Genomic DNA, 17,837 nt, shown 5'->3' with positions numbered 1-17,837 from the left:
CGACCCGAGGTCCGTTTTTAGCCTGAACGGACGTACCTCGCCGAGGTGGCCGGCCCTAGGGTGGGATGGCTCTCGCAAGATCAAGAAACTCCAGCGCCAAACCTACGTCCGGGGGGACGGGTTCATGGGTACGCAAAGACCGCGGCGCGGTCTCGGCCATCGACGGCTCGGAGCCGCCCAGATCGTGTTCTTCGTGGTGGCGGCGGCCGGTCCGCTGTTCGCCATCGCTGGCGGCGTCCCGACCAACTACGCGGTCACCGGCAGTATCGGCGTGCCGCTGTCGTTCCTCCTGCTCGCCCCGATCCTGGGCCTGTTCGCGGTCGGATACGCCGCGATGAGCCGCTACATCACCAACGCGGGCGCGTTCTATCCCTACGTCGCCAACGGGATCGGCAAATCCACCGGCGCCGGGATCGCGTTCGTCACGCTGATCTCCTACAACGCCATCCAGATCAGCATCTACGGTCTGTTCGGCTGGTCGGTGTCGACCTGGCTCGGCACGCTCACCGGATCCCCGCCACCGTGGTGGCTGTGCGCGCTGGTGATGGTGCTGATCATCGGAGCGCTCGGCGTCCTGCGGGTCGACCTCAACGCCAAGGTGCTCGGCGTGGCGCTGTGCCTCGAAGTCGCCGTCGTCGCGATCATCGACATCGCCTTGTTCGCGAATCCCGCCGGTGGCGGCGTTTCCTGGGTTCCGCTGGAGCCGTCGAGCCTGTTCACCACCGGGGTGGGCGCGGTGTTCGCGTTCTCCGCCGCCGCGTTCATCGGTTTCGAAGGAGCGGCGACCTACGGCGAGGAGACCCGGGAACCCAGCCGCACCGTGGGGCGCGCGACGTACGCGGCGATCGGGCTCACCGCGGTGCTCTACGTCGTCTCCTCGCTCGCGCTGGCCGTGGGGACCGGGCCGGACGTCATCGTCACCACCGCGGCCGCGCAGGGCCCGGACCTGCTGTTCAACCTTGCCGGCGAGCACCTCGGCGAGACGTTCTCCAATGTGGCGTACGCGTTGTTCGTGACCGGGCAGTGTGCGGCGCTGTTGAGCTTCCACAACGCCGTCGCGCGGTACTTCTTCGCGCTGGGAAGGGAAGGGCTGCTGCCGCGCTCGCTGGCCAAGACCAGCAAACGCACCGGCGCGCCGGTGGCCGGTTCACTCACGCAGACCGCGCTCGCGCTGGTGGTCGTGTCGCTGTTCGCGATCGCGGGCCGCGATCCGGTGACCGAACTGTTCACCTGGCTCGGCACGACGGCGTCCACCGGGGTCGTGGTGATCATGATCGCCGTCTCCCTTTCGGTGATCGGCTTCTTCAAACGGCGCCGCGACGCCGAAAACGCCTGGCGCCGCTGGATCGCGCCGGGCGCGGCGATGCTCGCGCTGTCGGCCGTCCTCGCGCTGATCCTGCTGAACTTCGATCTGCTGCTCGGCCCGGCCGGAACTTTCCTGTTGCGCTGGGGGCTGCCCGGGCTCGTGCTCGTCGCGGCACTGGCGGGCTTCCTGCGCGCGGAAGTGTTGCGGACCAAGGATCCCGAGACCTACGCCGCGATCGGCGGCCCGCTCGAAGACGACGAACCCGTCAAGCTGGAGGTGGGACGATGATCATCCGCGCCGCCGAAGAGTCCGAAATGGACACTGTGATCGATGTGCTGTCCGAGGCCTTCCATGAAGACCCGGTGAGTATGTGGGTCTTTCCCGGTGACGAGCGCCGCGCGGTGGCGCTGCCGATCTTCCATCGGGCGGTCGTACAGGGGATGCTCGCCGCGGGCGGCCACGTCGACGTCACCGGCGACCTGTCCGGCGCCGCGGTCTGGGCGCCCGGTGGCGACGAGGACATCGACGACGAAGCGTTCGCCGGGCTCACCGGGGAGGAGATCGGCAGGCTCATGATGGTGTTCGAGCTGATGACGGAGCACGCCCCCGTCGGCGAGTACCACCACGCGCAGTTCATCGGCGTCCGCAAGAACGCGCAGCGGCGAGGGATCGGCGCACGGTTGCTGAAGTACGGGCTCGACCGGAACGGCCCGGTGCCCGCGTACCTGGAGGCGAGCAGCGCGGAGAGCGCGAAACTGTACCGGCGGCTGGGTTTCCGCGATCACGGGCCGGCTTTCGCGGTCGAGGGCGGGCCGCCGATGCTGCCCATGTGGCGGGAGCCGTCGATTTGTCTATAAAGGACTGGTAAAGTAGTGGGCAGATGACGACGAACCGTGCCCCCGCCCCACGGCACCGTTCCGTCTTCTTTCTGCTGATCTTGCTCGTCTTCGCCTTCGTCACGCCGACCGTTCCCCACGGGCACGGCCGCGCTGCGAAGGAAGATCCCGTCGCCGTCTTCGCGACCCATCCGCTGCCCGCCTTCCACGGCGGGCAGGCCGTTCCCCTCGCCGACGCTCCCGCCGAAGCGGAGACCGTCGACCTCCCAGACGCGGGCCACGCCCCTGAGCAGGGCGAACCCGTCGTCATCACCCGTGCGGTGCCCCAGGCGCCCGCACGGGCACCTCCGCGCTGACCCGGTCCCCAAGCCGCATCAGCCATCCATCGGAGGTCTCCATGAGTTCCGGTCATGCCCTGCTGGCCGTCGGCGGGGCGTTCCTCGCCGCCGGTGTCATCGCCAGAGCGGGCGCCCGTATCGGGCTGCCGACCATCCCCCTGTTCATGCTGGCCGGTTTCGTCTTCGGCCCCAACACCCCCGGACTGTCCCTTGTGGACGATCCGGCCGAACTCGGTGTGCTCGCCGGGCTCGGTCTCGTCTTCCTCCTGTTCTACCTCGGCCTCGAATTCTCCCTCGACGACCTGGCCAAGGGCGGGCGCAAACTCGTCTGGTCCGGGCTGATCTACCTGATCCTCAACATCGGCGGCGGTCTCGCGTTCGGCTTCCTGCTGGGCTGGGGCACCAGGGAAGCGCTGGTCATCGCCGGTGCCATCGGGATCTCGTCGTCGGCGATCGTCACCAAACTCCTGCTCGAAGCCCGCCGGATGAACAACCCCGAATCCCGGCTGATCATGGGCATCATCGTGATCGAGGACCTGTTCCTCGCGCTGTACCTGGCGTTGCTGCAGCCGGTGCTGTCCGGCGCCGGGAGCTTCGGTTCGGCGCTCGCCGACTTCGGCAAGGCCTTCGCGTTCCTGATCGTGATGGCCGCGCTCGCCCGCTGGGGTGGCCGGGTGATCTCGAAGCTGTTCGGTTCGGCCGACGACGAACTGCTCACCGTCTGCTTCGTCGGTGTCGCGGTGATGGGTGCCGCCGTCGCCGAAGAGGTCGGGGTCTCCGACGCCATCGGCGCGTTCATGGTCGGCATGATGCTCGGCGGCTCGAAGGTCGCGCCGCGGATCCACAAGCTGGTGCTCCCGCTGCGGGACGCGTTCGGCGCGTTGTTCTTCTTCATCTTCGGGCTCAGCATCGATCCGAACGCGGTCGGCTCGGTGGTCGTGCCGGTGCTGATCGCGGTGGCGCTGACGATCGTGCTGAACCTCGGCGCGGGCGCGCTGGCCGCGCGAGTGAACGGTTTCGATCGCCAGGCCGGGGTGAACATCGGGCTCACCGTGCTCACCCGCGGCGAGTTCTCGCTCGTGCTCGCCGCGATGGCGACCGCGGCCGGGCTGGACTCGCGGGTCGCGCCGTTCGTCGCGGGCTACGTCCTCCTGCTGGCCGTGATCGGTCCAGTCGCGGTCATCCGCTCCGAGAAACTCACCTGGTTGCTACCGGCGGGTATTGTCCGGGGCTCGACCCGCCGCGACGAGCCGGCCAGGGCGACGTGACGAGGAGGCCTGGGTGACCGAACGGTTCGGCGGCTACCAGAACGAGATCTACCTGCAGGGGCTCGGCGGGACCCTCCCGCCGTGCTCCACCGACGCCACGAAGCTGGAGGAGTCCGCGCGGGAGATCCTCGAGCCCGGGCCGTTCTGGTACGTCGCGGGCTCGGCCGGCTCGGGCGCCACCGCGCGGGCCAACCGGGAGGCGTTCGACCGCTGGCGTCTCGTGCCCCGCATGCTCACCGGCGCCACCGAACGCGATCTGTCGACGACCGTGCTGGGGACGCCGGTGCCGGCGCCGGTGCTGCTGGCGCCGGTCGGAGTCCAGTCGATCGTGCACGAGGGCGCCGAACCGGCGGCCGCGCGGGCCGCGGCGTCGGTCGGCCTGCCGTACGTCATGTCGACGGCGTCGTCCACCAGCATCGAAGATGTCGCCGAGGCCAGCGGTGAGGGGCCGCGCTGGTTCCAGCTGTACTGGCCGACCGACAACGAGGTGTGCGCGAGCATCCTGGCGCGGGCGAAGGCCGCGGGCTTCACCACGCTCGTGGTCACGCTCGACACCTGGACCCTCGCGTGGCGCCCGAACGACCTCGACCACGCGTATCTGCCGTTCATCAAGGGCGTCGGGCTCGGTGTCCCGCTGAGCGACCCGGTGTTCCGCGGCCTGCTGGAGAAGACGCCGGAGGAGGATCCGCCCACCGCGATCCTGCGGTGGATCTCGATGATCACCGGCACCGACAGCACCTGGGACCGGTTGCCGTTCCTGCGTGAGCACTGGGACGGGCCGATCGTGCTCAAGGGCATCCAGCACCCCGACGACGCGCGCCGCGCCGTCGAGGCCGGAATGGACGGGATCGTCGTGTCCAACCACGGCGGCCGTCAGGTCGACGGCGCGGTCGCGTCGCTCGACGCGCTCCCAGAGATCGTGGCCGCGGTCGGCGACCGGCTGGAGATCCTGTTCGACTCCGGTATCCGCACCGGCGCCGACATCGCCAAGGCGCTCGCGCTCGGGGCCAAGGCCGTGCTGGTGGGGCGGCCGTGGGTGTACGGCCTGGCGCACGCGGGGGAGGACGGCGTCCGGCACGTGCTGCGGAGCCTGCTCGCCGACCTCGACCTGACCATGGGCCTGTCCGGGCACCGGACCCTGGCCGACCTCACCCCGGGCTCGCTCACCCGCTCCTGACCAGCGCGATGTCGCCTCCGGCATATTCGGAGGCCCGGATCGTCACGCACGGCTATCCTGGTGCCGGTCATGGCTTCTCAACCTTCCCCGCTCGGCGCCCTGCGCGCTCGCCTGCCCGAACTCATGTCGCGCGACGAGCACCGCCTCCGGCGCCGGCTCGACGGTGCCCGGAAAGCGCGCAACGCCGAGTCGATCGCCGCCCAGCTCGAGGCCGACATCGAGGCCGCCGAACTGCGGGTCACCCGCAGGCGTGACGCCGTCCCGAAGATCTCGTTCCCCGAAGAGCTGCCCGTCAGCCAGCGCAAGGACGAGATCGCCGAGGCCATCCGCGACCACCAGGTGGTGATCGTCGCGGGCGAGACCGGGTCCGGGAAGACGACCCAGCTGCCGAAGATCTGTCTCGAACTCGGCCGTGGCATCCGGGGCCAGATCGGGCATACGCAGCCGCGGCGGCTGGCCGCGCGCACGGTCGCCGATCGCATCGCCTCCGAGCTGAACACCGAGCTGGGCGAGGCCGTCGGCTACAAGGTCCGGTTCACCGACCAGTCGGGCCAGGACACCCTGGTCAAGCTCATGACGGACGGCATCCTGCTCGCCGAGATCCAGACCGACCGGATGCTGCGCCAGTACGACACGCTCATCATCGACGAGGCGCACGAGCGCAGCCTCAACATCGACTTCATCCTCGGCTACGTCAAGCAGCTGCTGCCGCGCCGCCCCGATCTCAAGGTGATCATCACCTCGGCGACGATCGACCCGGAGCGGTTCTCCAAGCATTTCGACGACGCGCCGATCGTGGAGGTCTCCGGCCGGACGTATCCGGTCGAGGTCCGCTACCGGCCGATCATCGACCCCGACGACCCGGACGCCGATCAGGATCGCGACCAGACGCAGGCCATCTGCGACGCGGTCGACGAGCTGCAGCACGAGGGACCCGGTGACATCCTGGTGTTCCTCTCCGGTGAGCGGGAGATCCGCGACGCCGCGGACGCCCTGTCCAAACAGGACCTCCGGAACACCGAGATCCTGCCGCTGTACGCGCGGCTTTCGTCGTCGGACCAGCACCGCGTGTTCCAGCGCCATACCGGGCGCCGCGTCGTGCTCGCGACGAACGTCGCCGAGACGTCGCTGACCGTGCCCGGTATCAAGTACGTCATCGACCCCGGCACCGCCCGGATCTCGCGCTACAGCCACCGCACCAAGGTGCAGCGGCTGCCGATCGAGCCGGTGTCGCAGGCGTCGGCGAACCAGCGCAAGGGCCGCTGCGGCCGGACGTCAGACGGTATCTGCATCCGGCTGTACTCCGAGGACGACTTCGACGCGCGGCCCGAGTTCACCGATCCGGAGATCCTGCGGACCAACCTCGCCTCGGTCATCCTGCAGATGACCTCGCTCGGCCTCGGCGACATCGCGGCGTTCCCGTTCGTGGAGCCGCCGGACCGCCGTCAGGTGACCGACGGTGTCCAGCTGCTGCAGGAACTCGGCGCCTTCGAGATGTCGGACGGCAAGAAGCTCACCGAGACCGGCCGCAAGCTCGCGCAGCTCCCGGTCGACCCGCGGATGGCGCGGATGGTGCTGGAGGCCTCCCGCAACGGCTGCGTCCGCGAAGTGATGATCATCGCGGCTGCACTGTCCATTCAGGACCCGCGTGAGCGTCCGGCGGAGAAGCAGCAGGCGGCGGACGAGCAGCACGCGCGGTTCGCGGACAAGACGTCCGACTTCCTCGCGTACCTGAACCTGTGGGAGTACGTCACCGAGCAGCAGAAGGCGTTGTCCACCAACCAGTTCCGCCGGATGTGCCGCAACGAGTACCTGAACTACCTGCGCATCCGCGAATGGCAGGACATCTTCAGTCAGCTGCGTCAGCTGGCCAAACCGCTCGGGATCACCCTCAACACCTCCGGCCCGGTCGATCCGCAACGTGTGCACACGTCGCTGATCGCCGGGCTGTTGTCGCACGTGGGCCTCAAGGATCCCGCCAAGGGCGACTATCTCGGCGCGCGCGGGGCGCGGTTCTCGGTGTTCCCGGGGTCGGCGCTGTTCAAGAAGCAGCCGCGGTTCGTCATGTCGGCCGAACTCGTCGAGACCTCGCGCCTGTGGGGCCGGGTCAACGCGCGGATCGAGCCGGAATGGGTCGAGCCGCTCGCCGGACACGTGGTGAAGCGGAACTACTCCGAGCCGCACTGGGAGCGTAAGCAGGGCGCGGTGATGGCGAAGGAGAAGGTGACGCTGTACGGCGTCCCGCTCGTCGCCGACCGCCGCGTCAACTACGGCCGGATCGACCCGGAGGTGAGCCGCGAGCTGTTCATCCGGCACGCGCTCGTCGAAGGCGACTGGGAGACCAGGCACCACTTCTTCCGTGAGAACCGCGCGCTGCTCGAAGAGGTCGAGGACCTGGAGAACCGGGCTCGCCGCCGCGACATCCTGGTCGACGACGAGACGCTCTTCGAGTTCTACGACCAGCGCGTCCCGGCCGACGTCGTCTCCGCGCGGCATTTTGACAGCTGGTGGAAGAAGGCGCGTCACACCCAGCCCGACCTGCTGAGCTTCGAGAAGACGATGCTCATCAACGAGACCGCGGGCGGCGTACGCGAGGCCGACTACCCGGACTTCTGGACCCACGGCGGCCAGACCTTCAAGCTCACGTACCAGTTCGAGCCGGGCGCGGACGCCGACGGGGTCACCGTGCACATCCCGCTGCCGGTGCTGAACCAGGTGACCGCGGACGGTTTCGACTGGCAGGTGCCCGGCCTGCGCGAAGAGCTGGTGACGCAGCTGATCAAGTCGCTGCCCAAGGCGATCCGGCGCAACTTCGTGCCGGCGCCCGATCACGCGAAGCTCGTGTTGTCGCGGGTCGGCCCGGCCGACGGGCCGCTGCTGCATGTCGTCGCCGACGAGCTGGAAGCGTTGCGCGGGGTGGTGATCCCCGACGACGCCTGGCAGCTGTCGGCGGTCCCCGAGCATCTGAAGATGACCTTCCGCGTGGTCGACGTCCGCGGCAAGAAGGTGTCCGAAGGCAAGGACGTCGAGGCGCTCAAACGGGATCTGAGCGGGCAGGTGCGCGCGACGATCTCCAAGGCCGCCGACAGCATCGAGCGCGAGGGCCTGACGACGCCCGCGTTCGGCGAGCTGCCGAAGGTGTTCGCGAGCAAGCAGCGCGGGCACGACGTCAAGGCGTATCCGGCGCTGGTCGACGAAGGCGGTTCCGTGGCGGTGCGCCTGCTGGACACGCCGGGCCAGCAGGAACAGTCGATGTGGGCGGGCACGCGGCGGATGCTGCGGCTGAACATCCCGTCGCCGATGAAGTTCATCACCCGCAACCTCGGCAACTCGTCGAAACTCGTGCTGAACCGGAATCCGCACGGCTCCGTGGCGGCGTTGCTCGAAGACTGTGTGGACTGCGCGGTCGACAAGCTCGTCGCCGACAATGGCGGCCCGCGCTGGGACGAGGCGGGATTCGCCGTCCTGCTGGAGAAGGTGCGCGCCGGGCTGAACGCCGGGGTGCTCGACGTGCTGACCAACGTCGAGAAGATCCTGCGCGCCGCGAACGACGTCGAAACGCGGCTGGCCGACACGCGCGGCCCGAAGGACTCGCTCGCGGATATCCGCGCGCAGCTGGACGGCTTGGTGCACAAGGGTTTCGTCACCGAAACGGGGCAGGACAGGCTCAAGCACGTCGTCCGGTACCTGCGGGGCATCGAACGGCGGCTGGAGAAACTCCCGACCGAGCCGACGCGCGACATCCAGCGCACCGGCGACATCGCGTGGCTCCGCAACGAGTACCAGGCGGCGCTGGACGCGCTACCGCCGGGCACTTCGTCGCCCGCGCTGCGGGAGATCCGGTGGATGATCGAGGAACTCCGGGTGAGCTTCTTCGCCCAGACGCTCGGTACCGCCCACCCCGTCTCGCTCAAGCGAGTCATCAAGGCCCTGGACGCCGCCGCCCCTCGCAATTAGCCAACTACCTGGGCCCTCCACGACTTACGCCCCCACCCACGCCAGTTACGCCCCCAATCACGCGAGTCGCGCGCCCAGCCACGCGAGTTACGCTTCCAATCACGCGAGTCTCGCCTCCCATCACGCGAGTCGCGCCCCCAATCACGCGAGTTCGCCGCCTGATCACGCGTGTCGTCCGTTCAATCACGCGTGTCGTCCATCTGATCACGCGAGTTCGTCATCTGGTCACGTGTCCCCGTCGCCTGAAATCGGGACTCGTGTGATCGAGGGCGGAACTTGCGTGATTGGGGGCGTAACTCGCGTGGCTGGGGGCGTAACTCGCGTGAACAGATGGACGACGCGTGTGATCAGACGGACGACACGCGTGATTGAACGGCGAACTCGCGTGATTGGGGGCGTAACTCGCGTGATGGAGGGCGTAACTCACTTAGCGTCGGCGTAGGTGTCCACGGCGGCGATGTGCAGCGGGAACCGGACCGGGTAGGCGGCACCGAAGAGCATCCGTGCCGCCTCGGCCATACTGTCCACAATGGACTCCGAAACCTCGTCGGCGAACTCGGCCGGGGTGTGCACCAGGACCTCGTCGTGCTGGAAGAACACCAGGTGCGCGGGGGAGGGGAGCCTGCTCCGCAGGGTCGCCAGCAGGACCGCGGTCATGTCCGCCGCGCTCGCCTGCACGACGAAGTTCCGGGTGAAACGCCCCCAGTTGCGGGACGCCTGCCGCGCCTTCAGCTCACCCGCCTCGTCCTCCGCGACGCCGCCGGTCAACGCGCGCCAGGCCTCCGACGGCGCGGGCGACGTCCGGCCGAGCCGCGAGCGGACGCGCTCACCGCGTTCCCCGGCCTGCGCGGCACGCTCCACATAGGACACCGCGTCCGGGAACCTCGTGCGCAGCAACGCCAGCAACGGTCCCGCCTCGCCGGAAGTGCCGCCGTACATCGCCGACAGCATCGCGATCTTCGCTCGATCCCGGTCGTCCCTGTCGTCCCAAGCGGGCACCGGCACGCGGCGCACCCCGGAGAACATCGCCTCGGCGAGGCTCGCGTACAGATCCGTGGCCGCGGCGACCTCGGCCAGTTTCCGATCTCCGGACAACGCCGTCAGCACCCGCGGCTCCAGCTGAGCGGCGTCGGCGACCACCAGTTTCCAGCCGGGATCGGCCCGGACGCAGGTCCGCAGGATCTTCGGGATCTGCAGCGCACCCCCGCCCCGGCTCGCCCAGCGACCGGAAACGACCCCGCCGACGACGTAATGCGGGCGGAACCGGCCGTCGTGCACCCACTCGTCGAGCCACGTCCAGCCGTTGGCCGAATGCAGCCGCGCGAGCTCCTTGTACTCCAGCAGCGGCGGGACGGCGGGGTGGTCGATGTCGCGCAGCAGGTACTTCCTGGCCGACGAGACCTCGATGCCCTCCCGGCCGAGCGCCCGCACGACGCTGGCCGGGGCGTCCGGGTTGACCGGGCGCCCGCCGAACGCGTCGCTGATCTTCGCCGCCAGCTCGACCAGCCGCTTCGGCCGATGCCCGGCCGGGACACGCGGCCCGAGCTGCTCGGCGAGCAGCGCCAAATGCAGGTCGGCTCGCCAAGGCAGCCCGTCGGCCGACATCTCCGCGGCCGCCAGCGCGCTCGCCGACTCCGCCGCGAAAAGCAACCGGAGCCGCTCCGGACGCTCGGTGAGAGCGACCCGCTTCTCCTGCTCGGCCAGGACCCGGCGCGTCGCGTCGATCACCGTGACACCCGGGGGCAGCCGCGGACCGCGCGTCTCGAACAGCGTGGGCTGATCGTCCTCGGCCCAGAGCGGCGGCTCGTCGGCGGGCGCCTCCTGCCCGTTCGCCCTGGCCAGCGCGGCACGCAGACTTCGCGATTCCTGCGGGCGGCCTTCGTGGGCCAGGAGCAATCCCTCGGTCAGCGCCAGGTCGTGACAACGCCGCACCCTGACGCCCGCATTGATCAGCGCCGGATACGTCCCTTCGACCGACGGGAACACCCAACGGGGTGAGTGCTCCGCCTCCAATCGCCGTACTTCGCCGACGAACTCCGGGAGCTTCATCCCCCGCCGCGCCTGCTGCCCGGAAAAAGCGATCGCGAAGTCGCCATCCTCCTCTTGACCTGCGATCGCCTGCACACTCACATTGTGGTGGTTCCCACCGACATTTCTGTCACCAGACGGTTAGTGCGCCTGCGCTATCGGTCGGCTACTGTCGAGTAGCAACCCATACCGCCGGTACGTGCCGGTGGCATGGTGTCTCGCCGCAGCAGCAACGGAGGTGCCCGGATGAGAAACCCCACCGGCCTCGCCACCCTGGTGGCGGGCAAGGTGACCGAGACCGTGCGCAGCATCGACGTGATGCGCCAAGCGGGCCTGCTCCCCATCCCGCGCGTCGACGAAGGCCTGCGTTCGCTGGTCATGGTGCGCAAATGGGGCCCGTTCGCCGGCGCGAACATGATCGCCGCCCGCCGGGACCCGACCGCGACCGGCATCATCGACGAGCTCGGCCCGCTGACCTTCAAGCAGCTCGACACCCAGTCGAACGCGCTGGCCAGGGCGTGGTCCGAACGCGGCCTCGGCCCGGGTTCGGTGATCGCCGCGCTGTGCCGCGATCACCGCGGTCTCGTGCTGACGATGCTCGCCTCGGGCAAGCTCGGCGCCAAGCTGCTGCTGATGAACACCGGGTTCGCCAAACCGCAGCTCGCGGACGTCGCCAAGCGTGAAGGCGTCACCGCGCTCGTGTACGACCAGGAGTTCACCGGCCTGCTGGACGCGGTCGAGGGCGACGTCGAGCACTACCTCGCGTGGGTCGATTCGGACACCGCCCGCCCGGACGGCGTCCCCGTCGTCGCCGAACTGGTCGCCAGCACCGACGACCGCGCGTGGCCCGCGCCCGCCAAACCCGGTGGGTTCATCCTGCTGACCAGCGGTACCACCGGGACGCCGAAGGGCGCGCCGCGGCCGCACACCTCCGCGCTCGCCTCCGCGCAGTTCCTCGATCGCATCCCGCTGCGGACCGGCGAGGCGACCTACATGGGCGCGCCGCTGTTCCACGGCACCGGGTTGTCGCAGTTCATCCTGTCGTTCGCGCTCGGTTCGAAGGTCGTCATGCGGCGCAAGTTCGTGCCGGAGGAGACGTTGCGCGGCGTCGCGGAGAACCGCTGCACCACGCTGGTCCTCGTGCCGACGATGCTGCAGCGGATCGTCGACCTGCCCGAGGAGGTCCGCGCCAAGTACGACACCTCGTCCCTGCGGATCATCTTCGTCGCCGGATCCGCGCTGTCACCGGATCTGGGGAACCGTGCGACCGCCGCGTTCGGCGACGTCGTCCACAACCTTTACGGCTCCACCGAGGTCGCGGTCGCCACCGTCGCGACCCCCGAGGACTGGCGCAAGGCGCCGGGCACCGTCGGCCGCGCGCCGGTGGGCTGCAAGGTCGCGCTGTACGACGAAAAGGGCGAGAAGATCACCGAGCCGCATGTCACCGGCCGGGTGTTCGTCGGCAGCGGGCTGAGCTTCCAGGGCTACACCGACGGGCGGAACAAGGAGATCATCGACGGCCTGCTCTCCAGCGGCGACGTCGGCCATTTCGACGAGGACGGCCTGCTGTTCATCGACGGCCGCGACGACGAGATGATCGTCTCCGGCGGCGAGAACGTCTTCCCGATCGAGGTCGAAAACCTCCTGGTCGAACGCGAGGACGTGCTCGAGGCGGCCGTGGTCGGGGTCGACGATCCCGAGTTCGGGCAGCGGCTGAAGGCCTTCGTGGTGCGAGCCGAGAAGTCGGATCTGGACGTCGACGGCGTACGCGAGTACGTCAAGGCCAACCTCGCCCGGTACAAGGTGCCGCGCGAGGTGGAGTTCCTCGACGAGCTACCGCGCAACGCGACCGGGAAGGTGCTGCGCAACAAGCTGCACTAGTACTCCCAGTCGATGCCGAACACGCCGGGGCCGAAGTCGAGCGCCACGGCGTGGACGCCGTTGCCCTGGTCCGGTTTGAGTTCCTTCCGGTCCCTCGGCCCCGCCGAGGCACCGTGGGCGCTGTACTGCCAGCATTTCGCCGGCACGGTGCCCGGATCGAACCGGACCTCCAGCAGGTACTCGCGCACGGGACGCCGGAACTCGCGGTAATGCGTGTTCCGGCATTCCGGGTACGGCGGCCCGGGGTTGGTCAGCGAGTACTCGATCAGGTGGGTCTCGCCGCGGTCGATGGGCCGGTCGAAGAGCAGCTCGGCCACCGTGAGCCCGTGCTCGTCGTCGACCTCGGCGCGGCCGACGTGACAGTTGCGCAGCGTGTTCAGCACCGGCGGCCCGGCCTCCGGGTCGCCCTGGGCGTAGACCAGCAGCCAGCGGTCCTGCCCGTCGGCGCCCGCCTGGAACACCGCCCGCGCGGTCACGGCGCGCTGCCCGCCGTCCTCGGCGATCTCGCACAGGTCGTGCAGGCCGACGAGTTTCAGCTGATGGTGTTGTTCGAGCGCGTTGGGCGCACCGACCTTCTCCAACAGCGCCTGGAGCGCTTCGAGCGGGAAGGTCAGCGGCTGCTCGGTGGTCGCCCGGCTGCGGCGTGACGACGCCCCGCGCGGCCGCGGCGGCGGAAGCAGGCTGAGCAGCGAACCGGCGGGGATCGCCAGGACCTCTTCGAGGACCCGGACCGCGGACAGCGAACTCTGCCGTTCCGGCTGACGTTTGCCCGATTGCCAGTAACTCAGCGCGGTCACGCTCACCGACGCGCCGCGCGCGAGCAGCCGGGCTTGGATACGGTCGAGACTCAGGCCGCTGGTGGCGATGGCCGATCTCAACGCGGTGGCGAACGCGGTACGCGGCTGATCTTCATCGTCCGTGGTCACTCGGTCCGCCGCGCTCCCCGCCACCATATGCTGCCCGACCGCCCCCGTCTGCCGTTCCCTGACACCGCCCGGTTGATAACAACACGAATAACTTTAACAGTCTGAGGTAACGCTTCAGGGGCGCCTTCTGCCAGGCGAAAACGACTTTCCGGACGAGCGTCTTTAGTCCGAATGGCCTAGTACTGGTAACTGTGAATCATTGCCCGCCCGCCTGGGCACCGGCTTGCATGGCTCTCAACAACGATCATCCTCCCGGGTGATCCGCACGGCGCGGCAGGAAGGGAACCAGTGAGCAAGTCCCGGAAGAACCTGAAGTCCCGAAAGATCCGTAGCGGCCTCGTGGCGGGAGTCGCCCTCGCCGGGGTGACCGCGGCGGTCGCCACGTTCGGCGCGGGTGCGGCCAACGCCGAGCAGCAGGGCGAGATCCGCGGCGCGGGTGCGGCCAACGCGGTCGGCGGCAGCTACATCGTCGTGCTCAAGCCCACCGCGGTCGGCCAGGGCATCGCCGCGGCGCACGAGATCACCGCGAACGTGGCCGCCAAGGCGCAGGGCCTCACCGGTCAGTACGGCACCACGCTGTCCCGCACGTTCGGCTCGGCGCTGAACGGCTTCTCGATCAAGGCCGACGAGGCCGCCGCGAAGCGTCTCGCCGCCGACCCGCAGGTCGCGTACGTCGTCCAGAACAAGACGTTCAAGATCAGCGAGACCCAGGACAACCCGCCGTCGTGGGGCCTGGACCGCGTCGACCAGGCGGACCTGCCGCTCGACGACAAGTACACCTACCCGGCGAAGGCCGACAACGTCACCGCCTACGTCATCGACACCGGTGTCCGCGGCTCGCACAAGGACTTCGGTGACCGCGCGACCGGTGGCAAGGACTTCGTCGACAACGACGACACCCCCAACGACGAGCACGGCCACGGCACACACGTCGCCGGCACCATCGGCGGCACGGACCACGGCCTGGCCAAGGGCGTCAAGATCGTCGGCGTCCGCGTGCTGGACGCCAACGGCAGCGGCACCACCGAGGGTGTCGTCGCCGGGGTCGACTGGGTCGCGGCGAACGCCAAGGGCCCGTCGGTCGCCAACATGAGCCTGGGCGGCGGCGCGGACGACGCCCTCGACGCGGCGGTCAAGGGCGCCATCGACAAGGGCGTGACCTTCGCGCTCGCGGCGGGCAACGAGTCCTCCGACGCCGGCACCACCTCGCCCGCCCGGGTGAAGGAGGCCATCACGGTGGCCGCCAGCGACAAGACCGACAAGCAGGCCAGCTTCTCGAACTACGGTTCGGTCGTGGACCTGTACGCGCCGGGTGTCGACATCACCTCTTCGTGGGCGACCGGTGACGACGCCACCAACACCATCAGCGGTACCTCGATGGCCGCGCCGCACGTCGCCGGTGCCGCCGCGCTGTACCTCTCGGCGAACCCCGAGGCCACCCCGGCCCAGGTCGCCGAAGGCCTGGTCGGCGCCGCCGCGGACGGCAAGATCAGCAACCCGACCGGTGGAACGGCCAACAAGCTGCTCCAGGTCAAGTAAGACCCTTGTGGACAGGCTGCCCCCGGCGAACCCCAGGCGCCGGGGGCAGCCCCATGTCCGAGGGGGTCCCAGACTTGTTACCAACGGGTAAGCTCCTGTCATGGTCCTGCGGAAGAACATCCTGATCACCGGGGCGAGCTCCGGACTCGGCGAGGGAATGGCCAGGCAGTACGCCGCCAGAGGCCGCAACCTGGCGCTGGCCGCCCGCCGTGTCGACCGGCTCGAAGCGCTCGCCGCGGAACTCAAAAAGGCGTATCCGGGCATCACCGTGGTCACCCGGAAGCTGGACGTGAACGACCACGACCAGGTCTTCGCCGTCTTCGAGGAGTTCCGCGAGGAACTCGGCTCACTCGACCGCGTGATCGTGAACGCGGGGCTCGGCAAGGGGCAGCGCATCGGCACCGGCCGGTTCGACGCCAACCGCGAGACCCTCCAGACGAACTTCCTCGCCGCGGCCGCCCAGATCGAGGCCGCCGTCGGCATCTTCCGCAAGCAGAAGAACGGCCACCTGGTGGTCGTGTCCTCCTTCCTCGCGCTGCGCGGCGTACCCGGCAACGCCACCGCGTACGCCGCTTCGAAGGCGGGTATCTCGTCGTTCGCCGAGGGCACCCGGATCGAGCTGCTGAAGACCCCGATCAAGGTCACCACGCTGCACCCCGGGTTCATCGAATCGGAGATGAACGAAGACATCTCGAAGCTTCCGGGGGCGGTCAGGGCGGAGCCGGGCGCGCAGGCGCTGGTGAAGGCGATCGAATCCGAGACGGCGAAGGCGTTCGTGCCGACGTGGCCGTGGAGCGTGCTCTCGAAGCTCTTCCCGTTCGTCCCGGCTCCCTTGCTGAAGAAGTTCGGATGACGGTCGCCGCGGACAAGACCGTCGAGGTACGCGGAGAGGACTCGTTCGACCCGGCCGCGGTGCACGCCTGGCTGGCCGGACGCGTGCCCGGGCTGGGTGACGTGCCGCCCGAGGTCCGCCAGTTCCCCGGTGGCGCCTCGAATCTCACGTACCTGCTGACCTACCCGGATCGCGAGCTGATCCTGCGGCGCCCGCCGCTCGGGCACAAGGCCGCCTCCGCGCACGACATGCGCCGCGAGTTCCGGGTCCAGCAGGGGTTGCGGCCCGTTTTCCCATACGTGCCCGAGGTTCTCGCCTTCTGCGACGACGAAACCGTGCTCGGCGGCGACTTCTACGTGATGGAACGGCTCGAAGGCCTGATCCTGCGCGGAGATCTGCCAGCCGGCCTCGACCTGCCGCCGGAGGGCGCGCGGGAGCTGTGCGGCAAGGTCGTCGACAGACTGGTGGAACTGCACGCCGTCGACGTCGAGGCCGCCGGGCTGACCGATCTCGGCAAGGGCGCCGGCTACGTCGAGCGTCAGGTGCGCGGCTGGTCGGAGCGGTTCCTCAAGGCGCGCACGGAGAACGTCCCGGACTGCGCCGAGGTCATGGCGTGGCTGAAGGACAATCAGCCGACCGAGGTCAAGATCTGCCTGATCCACAACGACTACCGCCTCGACAATCTGGTGCTCGACGACGCACTCGACATCGTCGGCGTGCTCGACTGGGAGATGGCCACCCTCGGCGATCCGCTGATGGAACTGGGCAGCACCCTGGCGTACTGGGTGCAGGACGACGATGACGACGTCATGAAGCTCAGCCGCCGTCAGCCGACACACGTGCCGGGGATGTACACGCGTGAGGAGTTCGTGCGGCGGTACGCGGAACGGTCCGGCCTCGAAATCGGCGACTGGACGTTTTACGAGGTGTACGGCCTGTTCCGGCTCGCGGTGGTGATCCAGCAGATCTACTACCGCTACCACGCGGGGCAGACGACCAATCCGGCGTTGAAGGAGCTGTGGCAGTTCGTCGGCTACCTCGACGGGCGCTGCCGCCGGATCATCGGAGGAGGAACCGCGTAGATGGGTGCGATCTACCTGGTCCGGCACGGGCAGGCTTCGTTCGGCGCGGCGAACTACGACCAGCTCTCGCCCCGCGGCTTCGAACAGTCCACTGTGGTCGGTGAGGAACTGCTCAGGCGCGGCGTCGAGTTCACCCAGGCGCGATCGGGTTCCCTTGCCCGCCAACGGGACACGGCCGCGACGGCGTTGAAGGTGCTCGGCTCCGGGATCGCCGTCGTCGAGGACGAGCGGTGGAACGAGTACGACCACGTCGACATCGCGAAACACCACGCCGCCGGTGTCCAGCAGACCGATTCGCGGGCGTATCAGGCCGCTTTGGACGGTGCCTTGAACGCGTGGGTCTCGGCGGGCGCTTCGGGTCCGTGCGCCGAGACCTGGCCCCAGTTCCTGGAGCGGGTGAAGGGTGCGCTGGCCGACGTCGTGGCGTCGCTGGGCAAGGGCGAGTACGCCGTGGTCTTCAGCTCCGGCGGCGTGATCGCGACGGTCTGCGGCGCGCTCATGGGCACGCCGGAAGCGGGGCTGCTGAAGCTGAACCGGGTCACCGTGAACGCGGGCATCACCAAACTCGTGTCCGGCCGCGGCGGGGTGACCATGTTGTCGTTCAACGAACATCCGCATTTCGAGGCGGAAGCCGCACAACTGCTCACTTATCGGTAGGAGACACGCG

General features: G+C 69.0%; 13 protein-coding genes. 11 read left to right on the top strand and 2 right to left on the bottom strand.

From position 1 onward, the window contains the following. Positions 1-124: 124 nt before the first annotated feature. From H4W30_RS31180 to hrpA, 6 genes are all read left to right on the top strand, one after another. Entirely contained in the window at positions 125-1,594 is a 1,470-nt protein-coding gene (locus H4W30_RS31180) for an APC family permease (RefSeq protein WP_192746046.1), read from the top strand. After that, positions 1,591-2,163 (top strand): GNAT family N-acetyltransferase, encoded by a 573-nt coding sequence (locus H4W30_RS31175; RefSeq protein ID WP_192746045.1) that lies wholly within the window; start codon positions 1,591-1,593, stop codon positions 2,161-2,163. The genes H4W30_RS31180 and H4W30_RS31175 overlap by 4 nt, the downstream gene beginning before the upstream one ends. Positions 2,164-2,186: 23 nt before the next feature. Further along, positions 2,187-2,498 carry a hypothetical protein gene (locus H4W30_RS31170; protein ID WP_192746044.1) on the top strand — a complete coding sequence of 104 codons (312 nt, stop codon included), beginning with the start codon at positions 2,187-2,189 and terminating at the stop codon, positions 2,496-2,498. A gap of 41 nt (positions 2,499-2,539) precedes the next feature. Beyond that, entirely contained in the window at positions 2,540-3,748 is a 1,209-nt protein-coding gene (locus H4W30_RS31165) for a cation:proton antiporter (RefSeq protein WP_192746043.1), read from the top strand. 13 nt (positions 3,749-3,761) lie between these two features. After that, entirely contained in the window at positions 3,762-4,925 is a 1,164-nt protein-coding gene (locus tag H4W30_RS31160) for a lactate 2-monooxygenase (protein ID WP_192746042.1), read from the top strand. Positions 4,926-4,994: 69 nt separating this feature from the next. After that, entirely contained in the window at positions 4,995-8,882 is a 3,888-nt protein-coding gene (gene hrpA, locus H4W30_RS31155; RefSeq protein WP_192746041.1) for an ATP-dependent RNA helicase HrpA, read from the top strand. A 423-nt stretch (positions 8,883-9,305) separates the two neighbouring features. Here the strand turns inward: hrpA and H4W30_RS31150 are convergent, their stop codons facing one another. After that, entirely contained in the window at positions 9,306-11,012 is a 1,707-nt protein-coding gene (locus tag H4W30_RS31150; protein ID WP_192746040.1) for a bifunctional 3'-5' exonuclease/DNA polymerase, read from the bottom strand. Between the two features lie 144 nt (positions 11,013-11,156). Here H4W30_RS31150 and H4W30_RS31145 point away from each other — a divergent pair, with 144 nt between their 5' ends. Then, complete coding sequence (locus H4W30_RS31145) at positions 11,157-12,791, top strand: acyl-CoA synthetase (protein ID WP_192746039.1); 1,635 nt, start codon at positions 11,157-11,159, stop codon at positions 12,789-12,791. Here the strand turns inward: H4W30_RS31145 and H4W30_RS31140 are convergent. Next, positions 12,788-13,744: a hypothetical protein gene (locus H4W30_RS31140; RefSeq protein ID WP_126735509.1), complete on the bottom strand. Its 957-nt coding sequence runs from the start codon at positions 13,742-13,744 to the stop codon at positions 12,788-12,790. The two genes, H4W30_RS31145 and H4W30_RS31140, sit on opposite strands and share 4 nt — an antisense overlap. A gap of 261 nt (positions 13,745-14,005) precedes the next feature. On the opposite strand from H4W30_RS31140, the gene H4W30_RS31135 reads away from it, so the two are divergent. The 4 genes from H4W30_RS31135 (at position 14,006) to H4W30_RS31120 (ending at position 17,827) form a co-directional block, all read left to right on the top strand. Further along, positions 14,006-15,256 carry a S8 family peptidase gene (locus H4W30_RS31135; RefSeq protein WP_192746038.1) on the top strand — a complete coding sequence of 417 codons (1,251 nt, stop codon included), beginning with the start codon at positions 14,006-14,008 and terminating at the stop codon, positions 15,254-15,256. Positions 15,257-15,356: 100 nt separating this feature from the next. Then, positions 15,357-16,109, top strand: coding sequence for an SDR family oxidoreductase (locus H4W30_RS31130; protein WP_126735513.1), 753 nt, complete (start codon positions 15,357-15,359; stop codon positions 16,107-16,109). Then, complete coding sequence (locus tag H4W30_RS31125; RefSeq protein WP_192746037.1) at positions 16,106-17,170, top strand: phosphotransferase family protein; 1,065 nt, start codon at positions 16,106-16,108, stop codon at positions 17,168-17,170. Before H4W30_RS31130 ends, H4W30_RS31125 begins: the two co-directional genes overlap by 4 nt. Beyond that, positions 17,171-17,827 (top strand): histidine phosphatase family protein, encoded by a 657-nt coding sequence (locus H4W30_RS31120; RefSeq protein WP_192746036.1) that lies wholly within the window; start codon positions 17,171-17,173, stop codon positions 17,825-17,827. Positions 17,828-17,837: the final 10 nt, after the last annotated feature.

The sequence above is a fragment of the Amycolatopsis roodepoortensis genome (assembly GCF_014873915.1).
In the GTDB taxonomy this organism is placed as follows: Bacteria; Actinomycetota; Actinomycetes; order Mycobacteriales; family Pseudonocardiaceae; genus Amycolatopsis; species Amycolatopsis roodepoortensis.
This window is presented reverse-complemented; position numbering and strand designations above follow the sequence as displayed.

Bases quoted from the DNA above. Each gene is read 5' to 3' on its own strand.
- H4W30_RS31180 (WP_192746046.1), top strand. From the start codon at position 125: ATGGGTACGCAAAGACCGCGGCGCGGTCTCGGCCATCGACGGCTCGGA.
- H4W30_RS31175 (WP_192746045.1), top strand. From the start codon at position 1,591: ATGATCATCCGCGCCGCCGAAGAGTCCGAAATGGACACTGTGATCGAT.
- H4W30_RS31170 (WP_192746044.1), top strand. From the start codon at position 2,187: ATGACGACGAACCGTGCCCCCGCCCCACGGCACCGTTCCGTCTTCTTT.
- H4W30_RS31165 (WP_192746043.1), top strand. From the start codon at position 2,540: ATGAGTTCCGGTCATGCCCTGCTGGCCGTCGGCGGGGCGTTCCTCGCC.
- hrpA (WP_192746041.1), top strand. From the start codon at position 4,995: ATGGCTTCTCAACCTTCCCCGCTCGGCGCCCTGCGCGCTCGCCTGCCC.
- H4W30_RS31145 (WP_192746039.1), top strand. From the start codon at position 11,157: ATGAGAAACCCCACCGGCCTCGCCACCCTGGTGGCGGGCAAGGTGACC.
- H4W30_RS31140 (WP_126735509.1), bottom strand. From the start codon at position 13,744: ATGGTGGCGGGGAGCGCGGCGGACCGAGTGACCACGGACGATGAAGAT.
- H4W30_RS31130 (WP_126735513.1), top strand. From the start codon at position 15,357: ATGGTCCTGCGGAAGAACATCCTGATCACCGGGGCGAGCTCCGGACTC.
- H4W30_RS31125 (WP_192746037.1), top strand. From the start codon at position 16,106: ATGACGGTCGCCGCGGACAAGACCGTCGAGGTACGCGGAGAGGACTCG.
- H4W30_RS31120 (WP_192746036.1), top strand. From the start codon at position 17,171: ATGGGTGCGATCTACCTGGTCCGGCACGGGCAGGCTTCGTTCGGCGCG.